General features: G+C 43.9%; 23 protein-coding genes and 2 pseudogenes. 12 read left to right on the top strand and 13 right to left on the bottom strand.

Going from position 1 to position 22,703, the window contains the following annotated elements; genetic code table 11:
- Positions 1–418: 418 nt before the first annotated feature.
- Both MIC7113_RS22365 and MIC7113_RS22360 read left to right on the top strand, forming a co-directional pair.
- Positions 419–1,375: a ribokinase gene (locus MIC7113_RS22365; protein WP_015184460.1), complete on the top strand. Its 957-nt coding sequence runs from the start codon at positions 419–421 to the stop codon at positions 1,373–1,375.
- Positions 1,359–3,776, top strand: a complete 2,418-nt coding sequence (locus MIC7113_RS22360; RefSeq protein WP_015184459.1) for a glycoside hydrolase family 65 protein — start codon at positions 1,359–1,361, stop codon at positions 3,774–3,776. Before MIC7113_RS22365 ends, MIC7113_RS22360 begins: the two co-directional genes overlap by 17 nt.
- Before the next feature lie 194 nt (positions 3,777–3,970).
- On the opposite strand, the gene MIC7113_RS22355 is transcribed toward MIC7113_RS22360, so the two are convergent.
- Together MIC7113_RS22355 and MIC7113_RS39295 are read right to left on the bottom strand one after the other, a co-directional pair.
- Complete coding sequence (locus MIC7113_RS22355) at positions 3,971–4,339, bottom strand: hypothetical protein (RefSeq protein WP_041780174.1); 369 nt, start codon at positions 4,337–4,339, stop codon at positions 3,971–3,973.
- A 413-nt stretch (positions 4,340–4,752) separates the two neighbouring features.
- The gene (locus MIC7113_RS39295; protein ID WP_071884109.1) at positions 4,753–4,932 is read right to left on the bottom strand and encodes an SH3 domain-containing protein; all 180 of its coding nucleotides are present in this window, start codon (positions 4,930–4,932) and stop codon (positions 4,753–4,755) included.
- 649 nt (positions 4,933–5,581) lie between these two features.
- On the opposite strand from MIC7113_RS39295, the gene MIC7113_RS22350 reads away from it, so the two are divergent.
- The 4 genes from MIC7113_RS22350 (at position 5,582) to MIC7113_RS22335 (ending at position 7,626) form a co-directional block, all read left to right on the top strand.
- Positions 5,582–5,974 carry a BlaI/MecI/CopY family transcriptional regulator gene (locus tag MIC7113_RS22350; RefSeq protein ID WP_015184458.1) on the top strand — a complete coding sequence of 131 codons (393 nt, stop codon included), beginning with the start codon at positions 5,582–5,584 and terminating at the stop codon, positions 5,972–5,974.
- A 1-nt stretch (position 5,975) separates the two neighbouring features.
- A complete protein-coding gene (locus MIC7113_RS22345) occupies positions 5,976–6,233 on the top strand; it encodes a DUF5985 family protein (RefSeq protein ID WP_015184457.1) in 258 nt (85 codons plus the stop codon).
- A gap of 47 nt (positions 6,234–6,280) precedes the next feature.
- Positions 6,281–6,547: a DUF5985 family protein gene (locus MIC7113_RS22340; protein WP_015184456.1), complete on the top strand. Its 267-nt coding sequence runs from the start codon at positions 6,281–6,283 to the stop codon at positions 6,545–6,547.
- Positions 6,548–6,642: 95 nt separating this feature from the next.
- On the top strand, positions 6,643–7,626 hold the full coding sequence (locus MIC7113_RS22335) for a DUF389 domain-containing protein (protein WP_015184455.1): 984 nt from the start codon (positions 6,643–6,645) through the stop codon (positions 7,624–7,626).
- A 173-nt stretch (positions 7,627–7,799) separates the two neighbouring features.
- Here MIC7113_RS22335 and MIC7113_RS22330 read toward each other — a convergent pair whose 3' ends face one another.
- The 7 genes from MIC7113_RS22330 to MIC7113_RS36755 all read right to left on the bottom strand — a co-directional run bounded on the left by MIC7113_RS22330 (position 7,800) and on the right by MIC7113_RS36755 (position 15,082).
- A complete protein-coding gene (locus MIC7113_RS22330) occupies positions 7,800–8,417 on the bottom strand; it encodes a DUF3611 family protein (RefSeq protein WP_015184454.1) in 618 nt (205 codons plus the stop codon).
- 123 nt (positions 8,418–8,540) lie between these two features.
- Positions 8,541–9,656 (bottom strand): mechanosensitive ion channel family protein, encoded by a 1,116-nt coding sequence (locus MIC7113_RS22325; protein WP_015184453.1) that lies wholly within the window; start codon positions 9,654–9,656, stop codon positions 8,541–8,543.
- A gap of 8 nt (positions 9,657–9,664) precedes the next feature.
- Positions 9,665–10,783, bottom strand: a complete 1,119-nt coding sequence (locus MIC7113_RS22320) for a mechanosensitive ion channel family protein (RefSeq protein WP_015184452.1) — start codon at positions 10,781–10,783, stop codon at positions 9,665–9,667.
- 30 nt (positions 10,784–10,813) lie between these two features.
- Positions 10,814–12,187 (bottom strand): DUF2254 domain-containing protein, encoded by a 1,374-nt coding sequence (locus tag MIC7113_RS22315; protein ID WP_015184451.1) that lies wholly within the window; start codon positions 12,185–12,187, stop codon positions 10,814–10,816.
- Positions 12,184–13,467, bottom strand: a complete 1,284-nt coding sequence (locus MIC7113_RS22310) for a DUF389 domain-containing protein (RefSeq protein WP_015184450.1) — start codon at positions 13,465–13,467, stop codon at positions 12,184–12,186. The genes MIC7113_RS22315 and MIC7113_RS22310 overlap by 4 nt, the downstream gene beginning before the upstream one ends.
- Positions 13,468–13,520: 53 nt before the next feature.
- Positions 13,521–14,510 carry a mechanosensitive ion channel family protein gene (locus tag MIC7113_RS22305; RefSeq protein WP_015184449.1) on the bottom strand — a complete coding sequence of 330 codons (990 nt, stop codon included), beginning with the start codon at positions 14,508–14,510 and terminating at the stop codon, positions 13,521–13,523.
- 398 nt (positions 14,511–14,908) lie between these two features.
- The gene (locus MIC7113_RS36755) at positions 14,909–15,082 is read right to left on the bottom strand and encodes a hypothetical protein (RefSeq protein WP_155898075.1); all 174 of its coding nucleotides are present in this window, start codon (positions 15,080–15,082) and stop codon (positions 14,909–14,911) included.
- A gap of 35 nt (positions 15,083–15,117) precedes the next feature.
- Here MIC7113_RS36755 and MIC7113_RS33730 point away from each other — a divergent pair, with 35 nt between their 5' ends.
- Positions 15,118–15,522, top strand: a complete 405-nt coding sequence (locus MIC7113_RS33730) for a CHASE3 domain-containing protein (RefSeq protein WP_051055776.1) — start codon at positions 15,118–15,120, stop codon at positions 15,520–15,522.
- Positions 15,523–15,847: 325 nt separating this feature from the next.
- Here MIC7113_RS33730 and MIC7113_RS22290 read toward each other — a convergent pair whose 3' ends face one another.
- Together MIC7113_RS22290 and MIC7113_RS22285 are read right to left on the bottom strand one after the other, a co-directional pair.
- Positions 15,848–16,258 (bottom strand): hypothetical protein, encoded by a 411-nt coding sequence (locus MIC7113_RS22290; RefSeq protein ID WP_015180238.1) that lies wholly within the window; start codon positions 16,256–16,258, stop codon positions 15,848–15,850.
- Between the two features lie 79 nt (positions 16,259–16,337).
- A pseudogene (locus tag MIC7113_RS22285) lies at positions 16,338–17,417 on the bottom strand (ISKra4-like element ISMic1 family transposase).
- A gap of 130 nt (positions 17,418–17,547) precedes the next feature.
- On the opposite strand from MIC7113_RS22285, the pseudogene MIC7113_RS22275 reads away from it, so the two are divergent.
- Positions 17,548–18,267: pseudogene (locus tag MIC7113_RS22275) on the top strand (sensor histidine kinase); the annotation flags it as partial.
- A 93-nt stretch (positions 18,268–18,360) separates the two neighbouring features.
- Here MIC7113_RS22275 and MIC7113_RS38255 read toward each other — a convergent pair.
- On the bottom strand, positions 18,361–18,522 hold the full coding sequence (locus MIC7113_RS38255; protein ID WP_226883500.1) for a hypothetical protein: 162 nt from the start codon (positions 18,520–18,522) through the stop codon (positions 18,361–18,363).
- On the opposite strand from MIC7113_RS38255, the gene MIC7113_RS39080 reads away from it, so the two are divergent.
- Complete coding sequence (locus tag MIC7113_RS39080; protein WP_226883710.1) at positions 18,466–18,600, top strand: fasciclin domain-containing protein; 135 nt, start codon at positions 18,466–18,468, stop codon at positions 18,598–18,600. The two genes, MIC7113_RS38255 and MIC7113_RS39080, sit on opposite strands and share 57 nt — an antisense overlap.
- A gap of 75 nt (positions 18,601–18,675) precedes the next feature.
- Here the strand turns inward: MIC7113_RS39080 and thyX are convergent, their stop codons facing one another.
- Positions 18,676–19,398, bottom strand: coding sequence for an FAD-dependent thymidylate synthase (gene thyX, locus MIC7113_RS22270; protein ID WP_015184448.1), 723 nt, complete (start codon positions 19,396–19,398; stop codon positions 18,676–18,678).
- A 536-nt stretch (positions 19,399–19,934) separates the two neighbouring features.
- On the opposite strand from thyX, the gene dut reads away from it, so the two are divergent.
- From dut to MIC7113_RS22255, 3 genes are all read left to right on the top strand, one after another.
- Positions 19,935–20,411, top strand: a complete 477-nt coding sequence (dut, locus tag MIC7113_RS22265) for a dUTP diphosphatase (RefSeq protein ID WP_051055940.1) — start codon at positions 19,935–19,937, stop codon at positions 20,409–20,411.
- Positions 20,408–20,956, top strand: a complete 549-nt coding sequence (locus tag MIC7113_RS22260) for a deoxycytidylate deaminase (RefSeq protein WP_015184446.1) — start codon at positions 20,408–20,410, stop codon at positions 20,954–20,956. Before dut ends, MIC7113_RS22260 begins: the two co-directional genes overlap by 4 nt.
- A 660-nt stretch (positions 20,957–21,616) precedes the next feature.
- Complete coding sequence (locus MIC7113_RS22255; RefSeq protein ID WP_015184444.1) at positions 21,617–22,636, top strand: daunorubicin resistance protein DrrA family ABC transporter ATP-binding protein; 1,020 nt, start codon at positions 21,617–21,619, stop codon at positions 22,634–22,636.
- Positions 22,637–22,703: the final 67 nt, after the last annotated feature.

Here is a 22,703-nt window from a genome sequence, read left to right as displayed (position 1 = left end):
AATGTACTAGAACCCAAGACATTATCAACAACAGCACCATAGGCTGCATCATTTCGATAGCTTATTAGTTCATTGAGTGTTCCTTCAACAGTGTTTTCACCTGCTAAAATTTCTTCTATAAAGAATCTTGTACTTTTGTACTTCTCTACCCAATTCCCAAAAAAGATGATGAAGGAACTCAATATCTACATCATTGAATTCTAAACTTTTCATCATATAAAAATTAAGAAAATTTTCCATTCCACCTCGGAAATTGTCAATATGCCGTAGAGCAAAGAAGCGAAGCACTAATTCTGCATCCTCCATCCTCACGAACAGAATAATTGTTACAAGGATTAGAGATATTTCGGTAGAGTCATGCGTTGAATTAGAAAAGCTGCCAAAATTTTCTTGAAGGAATTTCAGGAGTAATGACCTCATGAGTCAGGGAGTGGTGATTTCTCTCGGCAGTATCAATGCTGATTTTCAAGTGCGAGTCGATCGCCAACCAGACTTGAGTAAGGGGGTACTACTAGCACACGATTTTGTGCGATTGGGGGGTGGAAAAGCAGCGAATGTTGCCTATCTGGCGAGTCGCCTGGGGATTTCTACGCGGTTAATCGGTCATGTGGGAGACGATGACTTGAAAGAACAGGCATTGCGATCGCTACGGGAAATAGATATCGATCTGCAATATGTGCAGGCTGTCGCGGGTCAAAGTACTGCTGTTTCCATGATTGCGGTGCCGCCAGATGGCAAGAAAGGTGTTCTCCTAGCTGGCAATGCGAATTACCAATGGTCAGAAGAAGATGTTGAAATGGTGAGTGCAGCCATTGAAAGCGCCCCCTCTGGGTCAGTTTTGGTTGTTGATTATGAAATTACTCCTTTTATTGCCAATCACGGCATTTCGGCAGCCCATGAACGTGGCATTCCTGTTATCCTTGACCCTTCTCCGGTAAAGTATGTGGATCAGTCGTTGTTTTCTCAAATCAGCTATATTGTCCCCGATGCCCAGGAAGCAAAGCAGTTAACAGGGATTGCGATCGATTCTGTTGACCATGCGGTTGAGGCGGGTCGCTATCTGGTAGAACAGGGAGTTAAGAATGCCTTTGTGAAGCTAAAAGATGGAGGTTGCGTTCTAGTGAACTCCGAACAGGTTGTGCATATTCCCCCGACTCCCGTGGATGTGGTTGATGCAACTGGGGCAGGTGATGCATTTGCAGGAGGTCTAGCCGTTGCCGTTGTTGAAGGAAAATCCCTTTTAGATGCGGCTTGTTTGGCGACGGCGGCTTCCCATGCGGCTGTTACCCAGTATGGTTCTCAACCGGCTTACCCGACGCGAACGCAACTTGATGCACTATTTGAGCAAATTGTCAATCATGCCCATGTTCTCTGATTACGATAGCGCAGACTCAGAACATACCTGGGTCATGGCGTTTGATGGCTACGACCCCCAGGATGAAGGACACCGGGAAGGGTTGTTTGCCGTCGGAAATGGCTATTTTGTCACCCGTGCAGCAGCGATTGAGGCGACGGCAGATGAGATTCACTATCCTGGCACTTATCGAGCCGGTCTTTACAATCGTTTGGTTAGCCAGGTCAATGGTGAGACGGTAGAGAATGAATCGCTGGTCAATTTGCCCAACTGGTTAGCATTAACGTTTCGCATTGATGGCGGAGACTGGTTTTCTATTGATCAAGTCGAAATCCTTTCTTATCAACAAAGTTTGCATCTGCGTTCCGGGGTGTTGCGGCGGGAGATTCAGTTTCGCGATCGCGACGGACGGCAAACAAAACTGCACGAACACCGATTTGTCAGTATGGCTCAACCGCACCTTGCGGGATTGCATTTAGAATTAATTGCCGAAAACTGGTCAGGGGAGCTAGAAATTCGCTCCGCGATCGATGGGCGGGTCATCAATAATAATGTTAAGCGCTACGAACCCTACAACAAGCAGCACCTTGAGCCAATAGCGACAGGAACCCTGGAACCAGCAGGGATTTGGCTAAATACGCGCACCAGTCAGTCCCGTGTTGAACTGGGATTGGCGGCACGTACTCAGGTGTTGGTGGATGGTGCTGCGGTCGAGTCAACGCGAACCATTGAGCAGGAAAAAGCCCAAATCGGGGAGTGTATTCGAGTCCATGTTAATCGGGGTGCGGTGATTGCGATCGAGAAAATAGCGGCTTTGTATACGTCGCGTGATCCTGCGATCGCCTGTTGTATTGAAGCGTCGCAGGAAGTCGTGCTAACTGCCCCTAGTTTTACAGATTTATTGAATGCCTCCAAACATGCTTGGGAAAGACTATGGATGCGCTGCGATCTTGAATTTGAGCCAGTCGAATACCTGCGAATTGCACGGCTGCACATTTTTCACATTCTCCAAACCTTTTCACCCCATACAGCAGATCTGGATGCAGGTTTACCAGCTCGTGGCTGGCATGGTGAAGGCTATCGCGGACATATTTTTTGGGATGAAGTTTTTGTGCTGCCATTTCTCATCTATCGCTTTCCGGCGATCGCTAGAGAAATATTGTTGTATCGCTATCGTCGTCTCAATGCCGCACGTGCTCTGGCTCATCAACAGGGTTATCGGGGTGCAATGTATCCCTGGCGCAGTGCCAGTACTGGAGGTGAAGAAACCCCCCGTTTTCAGTTTAATTTACTCTCTGGTCACTGGACACCCGATCACACCCAGTTGCAGCGCCATATCAGCGCGATCGTTGCCCATACTGTCTGGGAATACTACATCATCACCAATGATATTATGTTCCTTTGCGACTACGGGGCTGAGTTACTCATCGAAGTTGCTCGATTTTGGGTAAGTTTCGCCACCTACCATCCTGAATTTGAACGCTACGAAATTCTGGGAGTTATGGGGCCAGATGAGTACCACACTGGCTACCCCAACGCAACTACATCAGGCATTAACAACAACTCCTACACCAACTTGATGGCGGTTTGGACACTTTGCCGCGCTCAGGAAGTCTTAGATTTACTCCCCGCCTCTCGCAGAAGAGAGCTTTACCATTGGCTAAAGCTGAGTCAAGAGGAAATCGACTACTGGGATACAGTCAGCCGGAAAATGCGCGTGGTTTTTGATGAAAATGGGAGTCTGAGCCAGTACGAAGGGTTCGATCGCCTGCAAGAGTTAGATTGGCAGCAGTTTGATCATGAGCGGATTAACTGGGTATTGGAGGCGAAGGGTGATGATGTCAATCGCTATCAAGTTGCTAAACAGGCAGATTTGGCAATGCTATTCTTTCTGTTCTCCAAGGCAGAAATAGAAGCACTGCTGCAACGACTGGGGTATACATTTGATCTGAACCAGATGCAGCAAACGCTGGCATATCACCTTCAGCGCACATCCCATGAATCGAGCTTATCCCGTTTTGTCTATGCTGGGGCTTTGTCTCAACTTGAGCTGGAGAAATCCTGGCAGCTATTTACCCAGTCACTCATTACCGATGTATCGGGTGCTAGTAGTGATGAGGTGAAAAGTGGGATTCATCTGGGAGCAATGGCAGGGACACTATATGTTCTCCAGCACCATTACCTCGGTTTAAAAGTGAATAGAGGTCGGATCTACCTCAATCCATCTTTCCCCACTTCAATCAACCATTTGCGGGTAAGCTTGCAACTTCAGTCTAACGATTTCCAAATTGAGAAGATAGGCGATCGCCTGAATGTTGCCGCCGCAAGTACGAATCAATCCTCTGTCTCGATTATCTATCACGGAGAAATGGTGGACTTACAGCCAGGAATTTCCCTATCTTTTGCTTTAAACAACGTCTAGGACAGCATCCAAGCCCATTGAATTATCTCACCGTTCGCTCATTTGGATGAGCCAGTAGCCACATAACCAGGCTCAAGTTTAGTCTGACTAAGCAATTGCACGGATGAAAGCTGACTAGTTGAGTGTACTAAGTTCATCTGAACACCAGGCAATAGAGGCGATCGCGCTTTTGATACATGGAGTGGATTATGTAGCTAATTGAGAATGGTGCAAGTTATCAGACAAGGAAGTTGAGTCGCGATCGCGCTCATTAATTTGGTTCCGTATCCAATATTTTCGAGCTTATCTAGAGTGGCATCAATATCTATAGTTGAATGATCGAGCTGCAAAAGTTCTAAATCATCCATAACCAACTTAAGTTCCTGTAGTGGTCTATCGTGAATATCATCAGCCGTTCTTGTCAGAATTTTTTGGGCTTGAGAGAGTGCCGCTGCTTGCTCTGCGGCTAGATGTCGTTCAATTTCTAACTGTTGCTGGACAATTAAATGATGTTGTCGCCTTACCAGAGTGCAAAGAAAAGCTGTTACTCCACTTCCCATCCATGTTAACAGGGACAAAATCATAGGAAATGTGATATCTTGACACAAGAAAATAAAACTCAAGCTGCTGTATCCTAAAACCGTCGGTTATATTTCTTGACGGCAACGACAGCAAATCACCCATTTTTTGAGTTTGGTTTGAGATTATCTTATCTCATAAACTATATACCATATTATAAAAAATAATCTATTTAAGGCATTGAAAACAGATAAAATCTTAATAAATTTATATCGTTCCCACGACTCCCATACCCTTATAGGTGGCAGGGGAAAGTCTCAGGATAATTCGCTAGAAAAACACTGACTGTAAAACTCCACAGGATGAGAAAAAAAATCAACAAATCAACGTAGATTTTCAAAACCGAAAAGTACACCGAGTCGGACGCCTTGCATCGTTTACCATTCAACATCTGGAGCGATAACTCAACTCAATCCCATCAAGTATCATATTCGAGATAAGCCGCAGATACATAACCTTGCAAAGGATCTGAAATGGGTACCCAGCCATTTGCGCCTTTGTTCTCAATCGTGACATTTCTATTATTAGGTACAACTCCGACAACAGCACTGTTAATCGATGGCGATTGCCGGACATAAACCCCATTCCTGACTGCCACTTAGTGGCAGTTGCTCGAAATCCGAGCTAATTGATAGATCCCTTAATTTAACTAAAATGCTATTTTTCTATAATTTTCATATATGTATAATATATCAAGAACATTTACATCATTTTTTCTGCGGCAACTCCGCTACTTCAATATCAAAATTTTCAGCATCTTCATTGAATTGCCTTAAACTAAAACAGGGGTGAATCTAGGCTATAACTTCAAGTTATCCCTCATAAGTCGAAAAATCGGGTAGAAATCGGGTAGAAATCGGTGAGGAAGTCTCTGTCACTTAGAGCCTGTCTGCCATTGACACCGTTGGCAAGCTACTTATTGAGGCATTGCTAAAAATGTTGCAGCTTTGGGGGAATCAGCCTCTGCGTCACAAATCTAGAATTGTGCTAGCCTGTGCGTCAACGCATTAACTCTGCCTATGGTACAGAATCCTGTGATCATGCCAAAACCTTTAACCTAAGCCTTTTGAAGGATGCTATATCGAAAAGGTTCGTATTCCACTAGAAGGTATAATGCTTTTTTCGGTTAAACCTTCTGGGAAGGTTATCAAAATGATTGCACTCAATTAATAGTAATAGGGCAAATAAACAAGCTTTATTAAATCAGCTTTAACGATTGATTCGAGCTGTATCTATCCTCAAGAGACATGGAAAAATTTTCCGAAGAAATTCAACGGTTTATTATTCATAATGTTAAAACAATAGATTGTTTGAAAATCTTGCTGTTTTTTAAAGAAAATAGTAATGAGAAATGGACAATTTACAATATAGGCAAGAAACTTTATTTACACCATACAACTGTGAAAGAAATCCTAAAGTTTTTAAATAAACGTGGATTTTTAAAAATTGAACGTCAAGATAAAGAGCATTTTTATAGCTACAATCCAAAAAATGATGATGTAGATAACATGATTGAGCAATTAGCTCAGCTTGATCGATACTATCCTGTTAGTCTGATTAATTTTATCTATTCTTTATCTAAGAATCCGATTCAATCATTTGCAGATGCTTTTAAGTTGAAAAGTGAGGAAGAAGAATAATATGGCATGGATTGTTTATATGCTGTGTGCCGTCATTGCTTTTACTTGTTGCGTTTTACTTCTACGAGGTTATCGGAAAAGTAAAGCTCGATTACTGTTGTGGAGCGGACTATGTTTTGCCATGTTTACGCTAGATAATGTGATTCTTTTTATTGACAAAGTGATTATTCCTTCAATTGATCTATCACCTTGGCGGACTTCAGTCCCATTAATTGGTATAATTTTTCTTTTATATGGATTGGTGTGGGAAGCAAAGTAAGCTTATCCTACGGAAAGAAACTACTGAAAGAGAAAAGTAGGGGGAGTATGACAAGCTTTATCATGGGAACAATTGCGATGGGATGTGCAGTAGCAGGATTGTTTTTCCTGCGTTTCTGGAAGGAGACAAAAGACCGTTTATTTATTAGCTTTACCTTAGCCTTTTTCATGTTGGCAATTAATAGAACTTTACTAGGCTTTACTCCCTATGCTAATGAAACAACTCCTGACTTATACTTATTGCGCTTATCCGCTTTTCTCCTCATCTTGTTTGGCATTCTAGATAAAAACTTGCACAAGGGGCGATCGCTATAATTTTCTTAGTTCTTTTGAACAGAAGAGGCAATAAAATTAATTGGGTGTAGCCTTGCAAAAATAATTGAACTAGGAACTAGTCTGTCAAGATTTTTATGCTCCAACCCAACGCCTCTCAGAAAGAACTCAAAAACCTACACGAGTCTTTGACAGTTGATGCTGAACTCAGTCAGAACTATGTAGTTCTGATTGTTAGTTCTTGTCTGATTGCCAGCTTTGGACTCATCAGTAACAGTGCAGCCGTAATTATTGGGGCAATGATTATTGCTCCCTTGATGTTACCATTGCGATCGCTAGCATTTAGCGCTTTGGAGGGAGACTTGCATTTGTTCCGCCAAAGCCTAATTTCAGTAGGAGTTGGCACTGGAGTATCTATTTTCTTGGCTGGATTGTTGGGGAGTTTAGTTGCAATTCCAGAGTTTGGTTCGGAAGTCCTCTCACGCACTCAACCGAATTTAGTGGACTTAGGAATTGCTGTCGCGGCTGGGGGTATTAGCGGTTATGCTAAAGTTCGACCAAAAATTAGTGATGCATTAGCGGGAACTGCGATCGCGGTGGCTTTAATGCCGCCAATTTGTGTAGTAGGTTTATCCTTATCTCAGGGAATTTGGCAATTTAGCTGGGGAGCGTTTTTACTATACCTGACTAACCTCTTAGGGATTACCCTTGCTTGTATGCTCGTTTTCATCACGATGGGCTATGCCAAGATAAGCCATGCTTTAGGATGGATTTTGGGTTTAACTGGTATTTTACTTTTGCCTTTGGGAGCAAGTTTTTTCCAGTTGGTGAAACAATCCCAGCTACAAGCGACGTTGAGAAAAAATCTGGTCAACCGCACTATCACAATAGGACAACAGGTACGGCTAAGTAAAACTGAGGTCAATTGGACCAAAAATCCTCCAGAAGTTTACTTAAATGTTCAGGCAGATAAACCCATCACTCCTAAGCAAGTGCGATTGGTAGAAGAATTTCTTGAAAAAGAAATGAAGCAGCGGTTTACAATCATCGTTCGCTCTAGTCGAGTTCATGAAGTACGAGGTTCTGATTCACTTGAACGGGAAACATCATTACAAAAATGAGCCTTTGTTGCGACACAATTCTTTTATCGCCGCCGACTCTTATTGAGAATCTTATGACAATGGCGATTTCTTAAACAGCTTAGAAAGTATACCCCCTCAAATATTTACCACTAACTTCGGAGCGGAAAAAAGACGATTCCTTTTTCCTCGGAGGGTGACTTACTTACAACTGATTACAACTGAGGATGTAGCCAGATAAACAGTCCCCCAGAAGCCACTGTGCCGACATAGTGAGCAACAATCCCGTTCATACCTGCCATGGCAACGAAGATATCTAAAGAACGAATGACGCGATTTGGGTCATAAATTGCTACCCCTTGAGGTTGAGCAATTGATTTTGATAGTAGTACTCCCAAACCTGCTCCACTCCCTAAAATAGTTAACAGCATTCCCACAAAACCAGCAATTATAGCAATCCGCAACAACTGCATCACCTCTGCTTTTTTGGGGTGTAACTCTGGATTAGGATTGCGAAGTCGTTTTGCCAAGCGAGTTAAACGAAAAGCCAGATAAATAGTAAACAGCAACACCAAAATTCCACAAACTGCCCAAAAGACACTAAATCCAAGTCCAGGCGTTGTTGCTTGGGTGTAACCCGTTACTGGGACTCCAGGTGCAGGCGCGATAGATCGGCTAAAGCTACGTCCAGAGATAGCAAATAACAACATCAGAACAGAAACAGCCCCGAACCCTAGCTGTATCCACCAACTAGCCCAACCAACCAAACGTAACCTGTTGCCTATTCGGTCTAAGTTGGGATGAACCCTGTGTGTCTCCACTGTACTTTGCATAGTCATTTTATTGAAATTTTACTAGATTGAATCTTTCCTATCTCAACCCTAAGTAGGGTTCCAAGGAATTACGTCTTTCTAGAGTAAGATTAAAAAAATGACTTTCCAATCACTAATAGAATTCTAAATAGTGACAGGTGACTCAACATAAATCATCGGTTCTTGCATCGTAAAATTAATTTTATAAGCCAGTAACTTTTTAGATATTTTACTATTGGCTAGTTCCAGAAGCCGCTTTCTTAGCTGAATCGAACTTTCACTTGAACCCAAAATAAAGAATGTTACTCTAGCACGAGTGGTTCCTAATTCCTCATCAAGGGTCAGGGTAATATTTGTACTTCCTGGGTCAATTCCAAATACAGAATTGGTAGAATCGTTAATGACTTGTTGCACTAAGGCGTGTTCCCGTTCTTCGAGCGATCGCGCAAAATCCAAATACAGCAAAACCATCACCTTCTTCCCCCTGGTAATATTCTCAATTTCCAAATTTGCCAAGGTAGAATTGGGAACAATAAATAGCGTACTTTTAGCTGCCGTGCGAATCTTTGTGGAGCGCAAACCAATCGATTCTACTCGTCCAAACAGCCCCTCTGGTAATTGTTGGGAATGGGGTAAACGAATATATTCTCCTGGAACAAAAGGGCGATCTAAATACAATACAACCGTTCCTAAAAGCTGTTCTAGGGTTTTTTGAGCCGCAAACGCTATTGCTAATCCCCCAATGCCTAAACCAGCCATTAAACCCACTAAATCGAATCGCCCCTGAGCAAACGACAAGACAGCAATAAATCCAATCACCACATTAGCTAATGTCTCAAAAACCAGCAAAAGTTCATCAACTTCTCGACCCAACTTGCGGACTAAATTAATTCCATAGACCCGAACAAACTGCCGAAAGAATCGAGAAACTAACCAAGCAACGCTAATCGTTACTGCCAAATCGATGAAAAAACTGAGAAAGCTGTATATTCCCGGATAAGGCTTGAGCCAGTTCAATGAGACAGAAATGAGAATTAACGTTCCAGCAATCTTGAGCAAATGACTAATCGGATCTATGAGATTTTCATAAATTGCCGTTACTTTGTGGGGGAAAAAACGCCGAATCAGCAGTCTGAGAATTGAGGGGGTATAGCGTCCAACGATCCAAGAGAGGAGGAGAAATAAACCGAATATCCCTAATCTTAACAAAACTGGCTTAACGGTATCTATTTGACTATTTATTAGGTTCAGTATCTCCATCAAATTATTCAAATAGTAATTGGTGCATCCACATAAACAGTGGGTTCTTCAATAATAAAAGTAATTCCATAGTCTTTCAACTGATTCGTCAATTTATGACTAGCAATATCCAAAAGCTGACGGCGTAACTCCATCGAAACGTTACCGGAACCGAGAATAAAGAAGGTAATTTGTGCTTGCGTTTTCTTTAATTCAGAATCAGCAAAGTCTTGAAAATTTACACTAGTGCTGCGGGTGTCTATACCAAAAATATCATCAGTGCTTTTCATAATCACCTGTTGAATCAAGGCACGTTCTTCATTCGGAATATTTTGAGGAAAATTTAAGTTAAGTATAGCCATGACTTTTTTAGCACCTGTAAAGTTCTCAATATTCACCTGTGTTAGAGAACTGTTCGGCACAATCACCAGCGTACCTTTACCAGAGGTGCGAATTTTTGTAGAACGCAAGCCAATCGATTCAACTTTGCCAAAAACTCCATCCGGTAAGCCGATATAGTCATCAACAACAAAAGGGCGATCAATATAAAGGACAATTCCTCCTAATAATTGCTCCAAAATTTTTTGAGCGGCAAAAGCTACAGCTAGTCCACCAATTCCCAAGCTAGCTAATAAACCGAAAATATTAATTTTATGGGTTTCGGAAAAGACAATAACCGCTATTAATAAAATTATAAAATTAGCTAGGACTTTAGCTAAAACAAAAAACTCACTATTAAGTTTACGACCCCTCTTAAAAGCAACATCTAAGAGGTAAACATCAAAAAACTGTCGGAAGAGACGGGAACTAAACCAGCTAATACAAATTGTTAAAGATAAACTAACTGGTACTTCAATTAATGGATAATTTCTAAGGGCGGGGATGAGGAGAATAATCAGTTCGACCGTAGCCAAAGCGACGACGATTCCCAGCAACCCCCGGTAAGGCTCAACCACCTTTTGATAGACTTCTTTGACCTGTGGAGATATCAAACGTTCGCTTGCCCAATTCAGTAGTTGTAGCACTTGAAAGCCACCTATTAACATTAGTATCCCAGCTAATCCAAAAAGCGGTAGAGGGACTTCTCCTGTCTGGATGTTCAATCCCTCTATTAAGAAAATAAGGAAAAAATCCATTGGTTCAGGCATTATTTCTCTTACCTCCTTACTCTCGATGGGTTAGTACTCACCATCACTTTTGACTTTTGACTTTTGACTTTTGACTTCTGAACGCTCTAAGGCTTTAACGACTGCCCAGTATCGCTCCTCAACACAAGCGCGATCACACTCCTCCGCCACTTCCTCACGGCTACCTCGCTCGATCATCTGGGCATGACGTAGCAACGCGGCTTGATCTTTCTTGTTGCTGGTGTAAGGAGCAATGCGTGCGATCGCTTCTAGCAAACGAATCGTTACCGCCACGTCTCTTTTCCCATACCGTCGAATCTGGTTAAAGGCTGTGTTAGTGAGTTGGGGGAACGTGACTGGGTTGGCAATCACGCGCAGATGGTCGTCCTCATCGTAGCGGTAGGGAGAGGGGAAATCCCTTTGAGCGAGGCGGGATAGTCCGGCACTGAGTCGGTCAATACACCGAATTGCGGTGAACGGGTCGTTTATTCCAGGAGAGAGGGCACGCAGAGCAATTTCCACCAACTGATCGATCGGAAACTCAATATCCTGCTGCTCAGTCCGTTCCTTGCCTAGAATAAAAGCCTTTTCGATCTGCTCGGCGAGTTTCCGATCGACCCGTTCTTCAGGCAACACCCTGACCAAATCGGTGCCCTGTATCACAAACTTTCCGGGTCGAGGCTTGACGTATAACAAGAGATCGTGCTTGCAGGCAAGCTTCATCAATTCTTCTTCATTAATGGCTTGAAGATAACCCCTGCCAGTTGCTTGAATGAGGCAAGCTTCCGAGTCAAACGACGCTGGGATGTCTCCCACCTGATGCTTGGCTTGGGACACGCTATGCCCAATTTTTTCTGGAAACAGCCGCTCGATCGCACGGTGTAAATCGGTACTCACTTCAGAAATGATGTGCGATGCCTGAATGATAGTGGATGCGTGATCGATAAAGTAAATCAGTACGCCGATACTAATCAGCGCCAGCAAGATACCCACCGTAATCGAGATCTCCGGCACAAATATGTCGTAGTCCTCTCCCCGGACAGTCCGCAAGACAAGCAAGCCGTAGATGAAGGTGGAAATAAAGGTGCCAAGGACGATTTGATTGCCGGTATCCTGCATAAAATTACGCAGCAGTCGCGGACCAAAATTTGAAGAGGCAAGCTGGAGTGCAACGATCGCAATTGAGAAGGATGTAGCGGTAACACTCACCATCGAACCCACAACGGCTGAAAGCACCGCTCGCGCCCCGTCTGGGCCACCCGTGTAAATCCAGCCCCACTTCTCTAGCGGCCCAATCTTGCCCATTCGGTCCAGCGTCAGCATCGTAAACGCCAACGCAACCGCTACGGCTGCCATTAGTGTGGGTACGAACCAGTAGCTAGAGTGGAGTGAATCCCACAATCTTTGCAGCTTGACTTTTTTCATGGGATATTGGGTGCCTCAAGGACGCTGACATCAACTAAAGGTGTGACGTTAAAACCTTGTTGGAGTAAGTGAGTTTGAATATCCTTGGTTAAGCGATCGCGGATTTGTTGATCTGGCTCGGTAACACCTGCTTTGCGCTGGACGTAAACAGTACCCAGCAGCGTGTTCTGACCTTTAATATTAGGGCTGGGAAAACGAACATCAGCTTCTACCAGTTGTGCGAGATTACTACTGTTCACCACCTTCTGGATTTCAGCATTGGCTCGTTGCGAACGGCTGCTACGCTGAAGTTCTGGAGAGCTAGAAAACTGCCAAGTCAGTAAGCCTCCCAGCGCCAAGATCGTGACGGCAAGGGCGGCGGGAAAAACCGATTTTTTTCCGCGATCGTAACGCGCTCCACGCGCAGATAGACCGTACATACGGAACACAATAGAAGCAGACAAATTGATGCCGACCAGTTGCAGCAACAGCACGAACAAGCCGTTCACAGCCATGTCCCATCGACCCATTGCACTTGCCATGCCCACCACTCCCGCAGGCGGTGCCAGCGAAGCGGCAACTAGCATCCCCACGGCGGCACCCGACACCAGGCTACTTCTTTCCGATTGCACGAGGTTCAAAGCGCCTGCTGCTCCGGCAATGAGGGGAAGCAGCACTGCCACCGACGACACGTTACTCGTGGAACTCATGGAGGCGGTTACAACTTCTTGCTGTAAGATAAGCGAGAGCGCCCATGCCACTAGGATTGTCACTGCAAGGGCTGCGAAGTATCGTAAGAGAGTACGTTGGAGCAAGTGTGCGTCGCCCCGCGCTGTTGCGATCGCTGTGTTCATGGCAGGTCCGGCAAACGGTGCAATCAGCATAGCCGCGACCAAAAGATAGCTGGTATTCGTGAACAAGCCGCTCCAAACCACGATCCCCCCAGCCACTGCATATCCTAAAAAGCCTTTCCACGAACCGACACTTTGCAAACCAGCGAGGAATATCTCGATGGGGCTGCGAGGCTGCACGTTTTTGACCTGCTGGGGTGCCTCAGACGCTGGTGGCTCTAGAGCGATGACTCCACGCGGAATTAATGTAACGTGGAGTTCCGGAAGCGATTCTAACTCTCCCAGAAGTTTTTCAACTTTCTGGTTGGGGACGTGAACGATTACCACATCCAGGGGTTTTTCTCTGCCAGTCGCTTCAAAGTGGACGAGATTCTGCCCGTCACAAGCTTTGGCGATATCAAGGACATTTTTCCCACATCCCCGTGGAACTTGAACCAGTAGTTGGCGCATATCACATTACCTGCATTTTTGTCAATCCCACGATACCCATCTTAGAGACTGATTCATCCGTTCCCGTTCCCATCTCTTTGCGTCCGCATCTCAACCAGTTGTCTCAATGAACCGCTGATGCTGCGTGAGTTCGGTACTGCCTTGTTCCCAGCAGGCCATCCTTCACGCTGACGCGAACGGTTACCATCTGTCTCTTCGGTTTGGTCGTGGAACAAGATTTGCTGCGTCGGGAAGGGCAAATCAATGCCGTTAGCAGTCAGCTTGTTCTTGATAGCAGCGAGAACCTGATCCCGTGTATCGAGAGCATCAGCACGTCGCGGCGGACTAATCCACCAGCGCACGCGAATGTTCACTGTACTTTCAGCCAACTCCATCACCAACACATCTGGGGCAGGCTCCCTCAAAACCACCTCTAAATTGGCAACCGCTTCCATAATGAGTTGCTTGGCACGGTCAATGTCATCGCCATAACCGATGCCAACGTCATACTGTAGTCGGCGGTTGTCCCAAGCGGTGTTAACGGTTACCGAGTTTGTAAATAACTCAGCATTCGGGATCACAACACGACGACCATCGTATGTCCTAATGGTTGTGGCACGAGTCTGAATATCTTCAACCGTTCCCTCAAAGCTTTTGAAAACAATTTGGTCATCTATCTGGAACGGTTCGGTTAAGAGAATTAAGATACCCGCTAGAAAGTTTTGGAGAATGTCCCGAAAGGCGAAGCCAAAAGCTACACCACTAATGCCCAACAGTTGAACTAAATCCCCTACCTTGAATGACGGGATGACAATGGATAAGGCAACAAATAAACCGACTAAAATAACAACGCCTTGCGACAAACGTCCGAGTACCAGTCCCAGATTCCTCGCCTGTCGATGCCTGCGGGTCAGGCGTCTGACTAGGGACTTGAATGCTCTAGCCGCAAACCAAAAGACGGCAAAGACGATTAAGGCGAGTACCAAATTTGGCAGTAGGAGAATCAGGCTGTTGGTCATCGCCTGTATTTTCCCCCACGCCGTTGATACTGGTTCAGAATTCATACGCCTTCGTTGCTCTCGTCAATTGAGTTGATAATAATAGAAAGTAAAAAACTGCACATCTGCCTAAAGTTAGCTGGCTAATCTTGGTTAGGCTTGTGAGTGTAAAACATGACTGATGCTGAAGAAGCTACTCTTCTATAAAAAAATTGAAAAATCGGGCAGAAATCGGGCAGAAATCGGAGAGGAAGTAGTGCTTGTCAGGCTCATGTAGCGGCAGATATAGAACCAGCTATAGATTGGTTTCCCAAACATTCAACTGACAACTCAGCACAACCCGTGCCTTTGCAACCCACCCTTCCAGTTGAGATGTGATCATCTTTAGGGGCGCAAGGCCTTGCGCCCCTACCCCTACGAAACCCTCTGCAATCTCATCAACGCCATCCAAAAACAGCCACTCCTTATTGAACAACTCCACTAGGGCGTTTTCCTGTTCTGAAGTAACGCGCACCACCTCCAAAGCGTTCTTCAGCCACCTTTGCGGCAAATACTCCTCTAGCGTCTTCTCCTGCAAATCTGCCAAAGAAATCCAAAACTGCTTCTAGTAGTTTGAGGGTTGCTTGCTGGAGTAACATCTCCTTTTTGCCATAATTCCTCAACTGAGTTTTTCATGAAATGGTCACTCGAAGGAAAATTGAATGCAGTCGGGTTGAGTCTGGCATTACTACTGATGGGTTTTGTCAACTTCGTTTCCTACCGCAATGCAACTCAATTAACGGAGAGCGCCGAGAAGTTAGAACATACCCATAAAGTAGTCAATAACCTGATCAATGTCTTCGCAACATTAACCGATGCTGAATCCGGACGACGGGGTTACGTTCTATATGGAAGTGAGCCAGAGCTAGAGCGTTATCACAGAGCGATTCAAAGTATTGAACCCAAACTCACTCAACTGCGGCAACGGCTTGCCAATAGCCCTAGCCAACAACAACGACTCTCAATTCTCGAATCTCTAATTGCTCAAAGATTAGCTCTATTCGAGCAATCTATTAACCTTTACCAACAAGGAAAATAAACAATATCGGCTCAAACTTCACTAGTCGATAAAAACAATAAACTTCAGTATGAGATTCGCCACATTATTACTCAAATGCAACGCGAAGAAGAACAATTACTGGAACAAAGAGTCAGCAAGTCTCAAACTAGTATTAGCCACAGAATGCTGATAGAATAAATTGGCACATTCTTGAGTTTTGCAATTCTTTTTGGGGTGTATGTATTACTCTATCAACAAATGGTTAAACGTCAAAATGCCGAAGCTCATCGGGAGCATCCCAATTGTGCAAAAATAAAGGGACAGCCATTATTCGCGAGTAATAATCGCGAATACTTCGGGAGATTCAATCCTGCGGTTTTTCTTCCTCCTGCTCGGCTCCAGAAGTAATATCCAGCAAGCAATCATCTAGGGAACGGATGAGCTTCTGTATCTCATCGATAACAGAACGCCTAAAAACAGACATGACAGCATCTATATGGTCAGTAGTACCAGCTTTCCCCAGATGCTTGTATTTACTCAACTCTTCGGAGGTCGCGCATGGGAAGTATGGAGTCGGCACTTGTAATTTGTAGTACCAATATTTCTTATTATTTTGCCGAACTTGATAACGCGCTACCCAAGCCCCGGATGGAGCCAGCTCACCCTGTTTTAATATTTGTCTTTGTTGTTTTTCTAACGCTGCTATCGCCTTTTTAATACGCTCAAATCGAGCGAGTTTATCTCGCTCAATATCCTTGGAAGTCTTTCGAGGCATAAAGATAAATCCTAATTATTCGCGATTGTAACTCGCGAAAAAAAGCAGCGTGCTTCTTTTCATACTGTTTTTGGGTTTTTTAAGCGCTTGGAGCAAGCTGTCGATTCAGATAAGCGCACCGCAGTTGCAGCATTTGCGGTAAATTTTGGGACTTCCATTGAGCGCCGACTATTTGTAGCCGCTTGTCTATCTGTTTGACCGCAGACTCTACAGCTCCCGAAGCAATCGAACTTAATTGTTCGGCTTGAAAGTACATATAATTGACTAAGCGATGCCTATGTTTACGTAGATAACTTATAAAGTTAGTAGCCCCGACATAGTTAGTTTTCCGGAGTTTACTAATCGCTTCTTCGACCACTCCTTGCCACAAATCTGCTTCGATTTGTTCTAAAAACTTTTTCGATGCCTGAATTTTATAGAGGTTCTCTTTCAAATGATACCAGTCAAGAATTTCTTGTCGGGTCTGGTCGTCGGCTATTTGTGCAAATAGGTTCCACACCCCATCGTGTCCATCACCCAAGCAATAAATGGTTCGAGCCAGGTTTTGGCTGTTCACCCAATTAATTAGAGAAAAATTATCTTGAAAGAAGGCTCCGTAATATATTCCTTGTAGTCGTCCGGTTTTATACTCCTTCCAGTAGGCGGGTTTACCTTTTTCCTGTGAGCGTAAACGCACTTTCCCACCATCGAGACAAACTTCTGTCAGTTTTTGTTTAATATTAGGTGGCGATAGCTCTACTTTCTGGGCTTGGCGATGATGAGTGCTGTGACCTACTTCTACCCCGGTCAAGACTTTCAGGTCATTCTCTGCATCTTGAAATGATTCATTTGCTGCAAGTAATAAACAGCATTTTTCCAGAAGAGGACTTAACCGTCGATACGGCTCAATTCCTAAACGTGACGCTTGTTTTTGAGTGATTTTTATCCGACCCACACAACTTCTTATCGTTCGGATGCGTCCCGATTCTGTTCCCGTCTTTTCTCCGATAAAAAAAAGGTTATTTGGGGGCTGACATGTTCTAGCACTTGGTCGCGCACCGCTGTTTCAATACCCCTCTAACGTCTCAATTTTCTCTTGTGGAGTATTTTTATAGAGAATTTTAGCTATCGCCTTGATATGGTCGGCTAAAAGTTTTTTGTCTTCTGGTGTCATTGTCATAAAGAGGCTCCCTAACTAATTAAATTGTCGCAGTTAGGGCAACATCCGCCTAGTCGGCCTTTATTCGCGAGTAAAAATCGCGAATAAACTTCCCGTTCTCTTGCCTTCTTGCAAAATTGGGATGCTCCCAGCTCATCAGCATAAGTTAGCGCAAGAAAAAGAACTCAGTGACCTCAAACTGCGCTTTTTTTCAATGGTTTCTCACGAATTTCGCACGCCTTTAAGCTTGATTTTGGGTTCATCACAAATATTAGCAGAAAGCCAGCAACCCTGGAGTGAATATAAAAAACAGAAGAACCTGCACCGCATTCAATCATCAGCTAGGTTAATGACCCAATTATTGACAGATATCTTAACCTTAACTAGAGCCGAGGCCGGAAAGCTGGAGTGTCGTCCAGAGCTTTTGGATTTAGAATCATTCTGTCTAAATTTAGTAGAGGATATCAACTTAGATAGCGAACCACGACATTCGATTAAATTTGTCAGCAAAGGTGACTGTGCCCATGCCTTACTAGATGAAAAGTTACTGTATTCGATTCTGGGAAATTTGCTCTCGAATGCCATCAAGTATTCGCCAGAAGGAGGCAATATTCATCTCATTTTAAGTGGCGACCCCCAAGCCGTAATTTTTCAGGTCAAAGATGAAGGCATTGGAATTCCCAAAGAAGACATACAGGCGCTGTATGAGCCTTTCTATCGCAGCAAAAATGTTGGCAATATTGTTGGCACGGGGCTGGGACTGGCTGTCGTTAAAAAGTGTTTGGAACTTCACAGAGGGCAAATTTCTGTGGAGAGCAAAGTGGGAAGTGGTACGACATTTATAGTGAAGATTTCCCAAGGGGATTCGTGACAAGTTTAGGCAAGTTATGGGACGGCTGCAAGATTTGACGTAGACCAAAGGTGGAAGAATTTATGGGGCGATCGCACGAACCATTGCTCATCGTCATGGGGGAAAAATCATTGTTAGCAGCCAGCTCCAGCCCGGAAATGTTGACACTCTAGCGGGTACACCCGTAGGATTCAACCGGATAAAGACGGTACAGTTACTATCAACAATGCCAAAGTAACGCAAGCCGACATTCAAGCCCGTAACGGTGTCATTCATGCGATCGACAACGTGATTTTACCCCAAGAAACTGTGTCTCAATTGGAAACAACACCTAGACCCGTAAGTCAGAATTAAGCGCCGATTTTCCTGAGTAGAGCAACGAGTTCCAGCAGCCCAGTCACAGGACTGGGCTTTTTTGCATTTTCCTGATTAAGGAGATAATTTAGCTCTTTGGGCACGGTTTTCTTTATACCATTGTGCCACAGCGGGTGCCCATTTTTCAAAATGAACAAAGAGCAGTTCACAAAATTTTTGAGCTTCTAGTTGGGCATCTTTTTTCCATCTCAGGTCGAGAAGATGCATCAGCGATCGCATATTGCAACTAAGGACAAAATGCTGTCTCGCGTCGAAAGGAATTAAGCCTCTGGCGTGTTCTTCTGATAACCCTTCCTCAATTCGTTTTTTGTAGTGCTGACATGCTTCTAGGCACCATTTCATATCTTCTGCACGTTGTTCTTCTGAATAAAAATAACGCTTACCTTGGCGATTTGTGTAATTTCCAACAGGACGGAGGTAGAAAACTTCTTCTACATTTTGCTTCCCTTCGGCAACATTAACAATTCTTTGTCCTGTATAACGAAATGACTGTACATCGAAACTAACACCAACACGATGAGTACGAACTTGTTGCATCATTGAGTGGGGAAAATAGCCAACGTTAAAAGTAATTTGTGGATGTTCTATGGGGCCATAGTGTCCCCTTTCCCCCGCTAGTAGATGCTTAACAATCAGTTCACCACAACGTGACTCATCAGGCCATTTTTCGTGGCTATCCCAAACATACTGTTCTGAATAATCCTGATGCATTGCTGCCCAAACTACTTGTTGGGGATTTGACGTTGCAGCAATTACATCGACACAAAACTTTTCCATATTGCCTCTAACTCATTTCCGCTAAGCTAATTTAATTGAGTATGTTAAGTTAAGATTCACCAACAACAAAATTACCTTTTCAGGTCATATATCTGCACCTACTTACTTATCAACCAAGCTACAAAAAATTAGGTTTTTATAACATTCCATTCAAGTTTTGTCTATGACTCAAATCAACAACGAACAATCCAAAAGAAATATTGTAAAAATATAAAATCCTGGGCGGTAACTTCTTTAGTACTGAAAAAAGTAGTTTTTTATGGCATAATCTCTGTCCTGGAGAAAGGTTTTAAAGTAATTAATTTTATCATGCTTAGTTTATCATGCTTAGTAAATATTTAAGGCAAGGTCTTGACATCGTCAAGTATTTTATATTATAAAGTGTAAATTTGCTGTCTAAACTAGAGTGTAGTTACATGATCGTAGAAATCCTCCAAAGAATGACGGAGGAAAAAGTAGTACCGCCTTCTTTAGGAGATCAATTGACAAATGCCTGGCGGCAACAAGAGGAACTCATTAGGCAACAACAGGAGAGCATAGAACTCCTAAAAGAACTCCTCAGGCAAGAAGGAAAACTAGAGAATAAAATATTAAAAGTTAAGTTTCTCAGTGAAAAAGCCCAACTACCACGATATGCTCATCAAGGTGACAGTGGCTTAGACTTATTTTCAACTTCAGAAACTGTTATTCAACCTGGTGAAAGTGCCTTGCTCCCTACTGGTATTAGTATTCAGTTACCTCCAGAAACAGAGGCTCAGATTAGGCCACGTAGTGGTCTTGCTCTTAAACATCAAGTCACAATACTAAATACTCCTGGGACAATAGATCAAGGCTATCGAGGAGAAATTGGAGTAATTTTGATTAATCACGGTAAATTACCTTTTCGTGTTGAAGTTGGAATGAAAATAGCACAAATGGTTATTACAACAATTTTATCGGTGGAAATAAAAAATGTAGAAGAATTAGATGAAACTCACCGAGGAAAGGGAGGATTCGGCTCAACAGGAATATGACAGAAGAATCATTTCAAAGACCAACATGGAATGAATACTTTCTCATGTTGGCAAAGCTAGCAGCAACTCGCTCAACCTGCCTAGCTTTCCCTGTAGGTGCAGTAATTGTTAAAAATAAGCAGATTTTGGCAACTGGTTACAACGGTTCACCTGCTGGCTCAGCTCATTGTACGGAACAAGGATACTGTTACCCTGGCTTAAGCAGTTGTGACGCTAGCAAAACCCTACCATCCCGTGCTGTTCATGCTGAAGCCAATGCGATCGCGCAAGCTGCTAAACATGGCATATCTACTGAAGGGGCTAGTATTTATGTCACGTTAGAGCCTTGCCTTTCCTGTTTAAAGCTAGTTATTTCAGCAGGAATTCGTGAAGTTTTTTATGAAACTCCGTTCAACAGTGGAGAAAGCCTACTTGTTAGAGATTCTTTTATCAAGGAAAGTTTAGTTGATTTGAAACAGATTCATTTGTCTGAAGAAACAGCAAACAGAGCAGCTTCTTTTTTATCGAACTCTTTATCGGGGATAAGATCTACTCCCACCCCATGAACTATTAAGACAAACATTATGAACTTGATAGGCTTAGTGATGTAGATATGGAAAAACAACTCCTTGCAACCCGACAGTTTCCAAAAAACTAAACATTTGAGCCAACAACTCATCAACCGCCACGTTCCTAGTGGTCTGTCAAGAACTAATTGACGGATAGAGCCGCTTCAATTTAATCCGAGCCTTAGTACATACACACTTCTACTGTTCGTCAAAATTGCCTTGACAGACCACTAGAGAAGTACGTTATCTCAATTCTTGTACAAGTGCCAACTTTACCCGCCAATCCGCTGAAATCTTGCATCTTTGTCAGTAAGCCCAAAAATCAGCCGTGGAATTAATTCCACGGCTCATAGAGCAAGTCCATTGAAATGGACTGAAAGTTTTATCTAGTCGTATGAAGACGAATGCGAGCTATGAGACAGTGGTTTTAACCACTGGCGGTTGTTGCAACTGATGCAAGATGTCAGTTTTAACGGGTTTAAGCTGTCAGCCGGTTCGCGAAGCGTTCACGGCGAGGCGGAAGATCTGAGTTAGCCAAGCTTGTCGAAGGCATCACCGACAGCATAGCTGCGCTTACCGCCCTCCCACCCCTAAACCTTTAAGATAGAAAGAAAGAGTGTTTAGATTTGTGTAGCCTATCCAGGCAGAGGAATACTTATGGCTGCCGTTGTTTTAGTCCAAAATCTACAAAAGCGCTACGGCGATGTCGAAGCCGTCAAGGACATCTCCTTTAAAGTAGAACCCGGTGAATTGTTTGGGTTACTTGGCCCCAATGGTTCAGGGAAAACCACCACCATTCGCTGCCTGTGTACCCTGAGTACACCCGACGCGGGTAAAATTGAAGTTTCTGGCATCTCCGCCATTGACAACCCTAGGGCAGCACGACGACGCCTCGGTTATGTCGCTCAGGAAGTCGCCCTTGATAAAATGCTCACGGGACGGGAACTTTTGCAACTCCAAGCGGCACTGTATCACCTCCCCGGTAGTGTGTCTAAAAAGCGGATTGCGGAAGTGATAACGCTGTTGGGTTTAGAGGAATATGCCGATAAAAAGACAGGCACTTACTCTGGAGGACTGAAAAGACGCCTCGATTTAGCAGCGGGTTTATTGCATCAACCGGAAGTTTTGGTGTTAGATGAACCAACCGTCGGGTTAGATATTGAAAGCCGCTATGTGGTTTGGGATTTATTGCGGAAACTGCGGGAAGCGGGAACCACGGTTGTCATTACCAGCCACTATTTAGATGAAATTGACGCCTTGGCAGATCGAGTCGCCATTATCGATCGCGGTATTGTGATTGCCGAGGGAACCCCTTCCCAGTTGAAAGATCGAGTCGGAGGCGATCGCATTACCCTGCGTATTCGCGAGTTCTCCCCGATTGAAGAAGCCGAAAAAGCCAAAGATATGCTGCAAACTCTACCCTTTGTGCAAGAGATTATTATCAACAGTGCTCAGGGTAACTCCCTCAACTTGGTCGTCAAATCTCAAAGTGATGCTTTAATGAGCATTCAGCAATCCTTGAAGGGCGTGGGTTTACCCACATTTGGCATTGCTCAATCCCGACCCAGTTTAGATGATGTTTACCTGGCTGCCACGGGTAGAACCTTAATGGATGCAGAACTCGCCGCTGCCGGGACACGCGACCCCAAAGTGGAGAAAAAACAAAATATGCGGTAGTAGAACCGAGGCATTCTGTCGATTTAGCTCAAAATAGCCGATAAAATGCCTGCTGTACAAAAGACAA

The organism is Allocoleopsis franciscana PCC 7113, from assembly GCF_000317515.1.
Taxonomy (GTDB): Bacteria; Cyanobacteriota; Cyanobacteriia; order Cyanobacteriales; family Coleofasciculaceae; genus Allocoleopsis; species Allocoleopsis franciscana.
The sequence above is the reverse complement of the archived record's forward strand: the minus strand, read 5'-3'. Positions and strand labels throughout refer to the sequence as shown.

Coding starts and splice junctions, on each gene's coding strand:
- MIC7113_RS22340 (WP_015184456.1), top strand. CDS start 6,281: ATGACAAGCTTTATCATGGGAACAATTGCGATGGGATGTGCAGTAGCA.
- MIC7113_RS22345 (WP_015184457.1), top strand. CDS start 5,976: ATGGCATGGATTGTTTATATGCTGTGTGCCGTCATTGCTTTTACTTGT.
- MIC7113_RS22325 (WP_015184453.1), bottom strand. CDS start 9,656: ATGGAGATACTGAACCTAATAAATAGTCAAATAGATACCGTTAAGCCA.
- MIC7113_RS22365 (WP_015184460.1), top strand. CDS start 419: ATGAGTCAGGGAGTGGTGATTTCTCTCGGCAGTATCAATGCTGATTTT.
- MIC7113_RS38255 (WP_226883500.1), bottom strand. CDS start 18,522: ATGAATGACACCGTTACGGGCTTGAATGTCGGCTTGCGTTACTTTGGC.
- MIC7113_RS22335 (WP_015184455.1), top strand. CDS start 6,643: ATGCTCCAACCCAACGCCTCTCAGAAAGAACTCAAAAACCTACACGAG.
- MIC7113_RS22290 (WP_015180238.1), bottom strand. CDS start 16,258: ATGCCTCGAAAGACTTCCAAGGATATTGAGCGAGATAAACTCGCTCGA.
- MIC7113_RS22350 (WP_015184458.1), top strand. CDS start 5,582: ATGGAAAAATTTTCCGAAGAAATTCAACGGTTTATTATTCATAATGTT.
- MIC7113_RS22355 (WP_041780174.1), bottom strand. CDS start 4,339: ATGATTTTGTCCCTGTTAACATGGATGGGAAGTGGAGTAACAGCTTTT.
- MIC7113_RS22260 (WP_015184446.1), top strand. CDS start 20,408: ATGACAGAAGAATCATTTCAAAGACCAACATGGAATGAATACTTTCTC.
- MIC7113_RS22310 (WP_015184450.1), bottom strand. CDS start 13,467: ATGCGCCAACTACTGGTTCAAGTTCCACGGGGATGTGGGAAAAATGTC.
- MIC7113_RS22360 (WP_015184459.1), top strand. CDS start 1,359: ATGCCCATGTTCTCTGATTACGATAGCGCAGACTCAGAACATACCTGG.
- MIC7113_RS22330 (WP_015184454.1), bottom strand. CDS start 8,417: ATGCAAAGTACAGTGGAGACACACAGGGTTCATCCCAACTTAGACCGA.
- thyX (WP_015184448.1), bottom strand. CDS start 19,398: ATGGAAAAGTTTTGTGTCGATGTAATTGCTGCAACGTCAAATCCCCAA.
- MIC7113_RS22255 (WP_015184444.1), top strand. CDS start 21,617: ATGGCTGCCGTTGTTTTAGTCCAAAATCTACAAAAGCGCTACGGCGAT.
- MIC7113_RS22305 (WP_015184449.1), bottom strand. CDS start 14,510: ATGAATTCTGAACCAGTATCAACGGCGTGGGGGAAAATACAGGCGATG.
- MIC7113_RS22315 (WP_015184451.1), bottom strand. CDS start 12,187: ATGAAAAAAGTCAAGCTGCAAAGATTGTGGGATTCACTCCACTCTAGC.
- MIC7113_RS33730 (WP_051055776.1), top strand. CDS start 15,118: ATGAAATGGTCACTCGAAGGAAAATTGAATGCAGTCGGGTTGAGTCTG.
- MIC7113_RS22320 (WP_015184452.1), bottom strand. CDS start 10,783: ATGCCTGAACCAATGGATTTTTTCCTTATTTTCTTAATAGAGGGATTG.
- MIC7113_RS36755 (WP_155898075.1), bottom strand. CDS start 15,082: ATGTTACTCCAGCAAGCAACCCTCAAACTACTAGAAGCAGTTTTGGAT.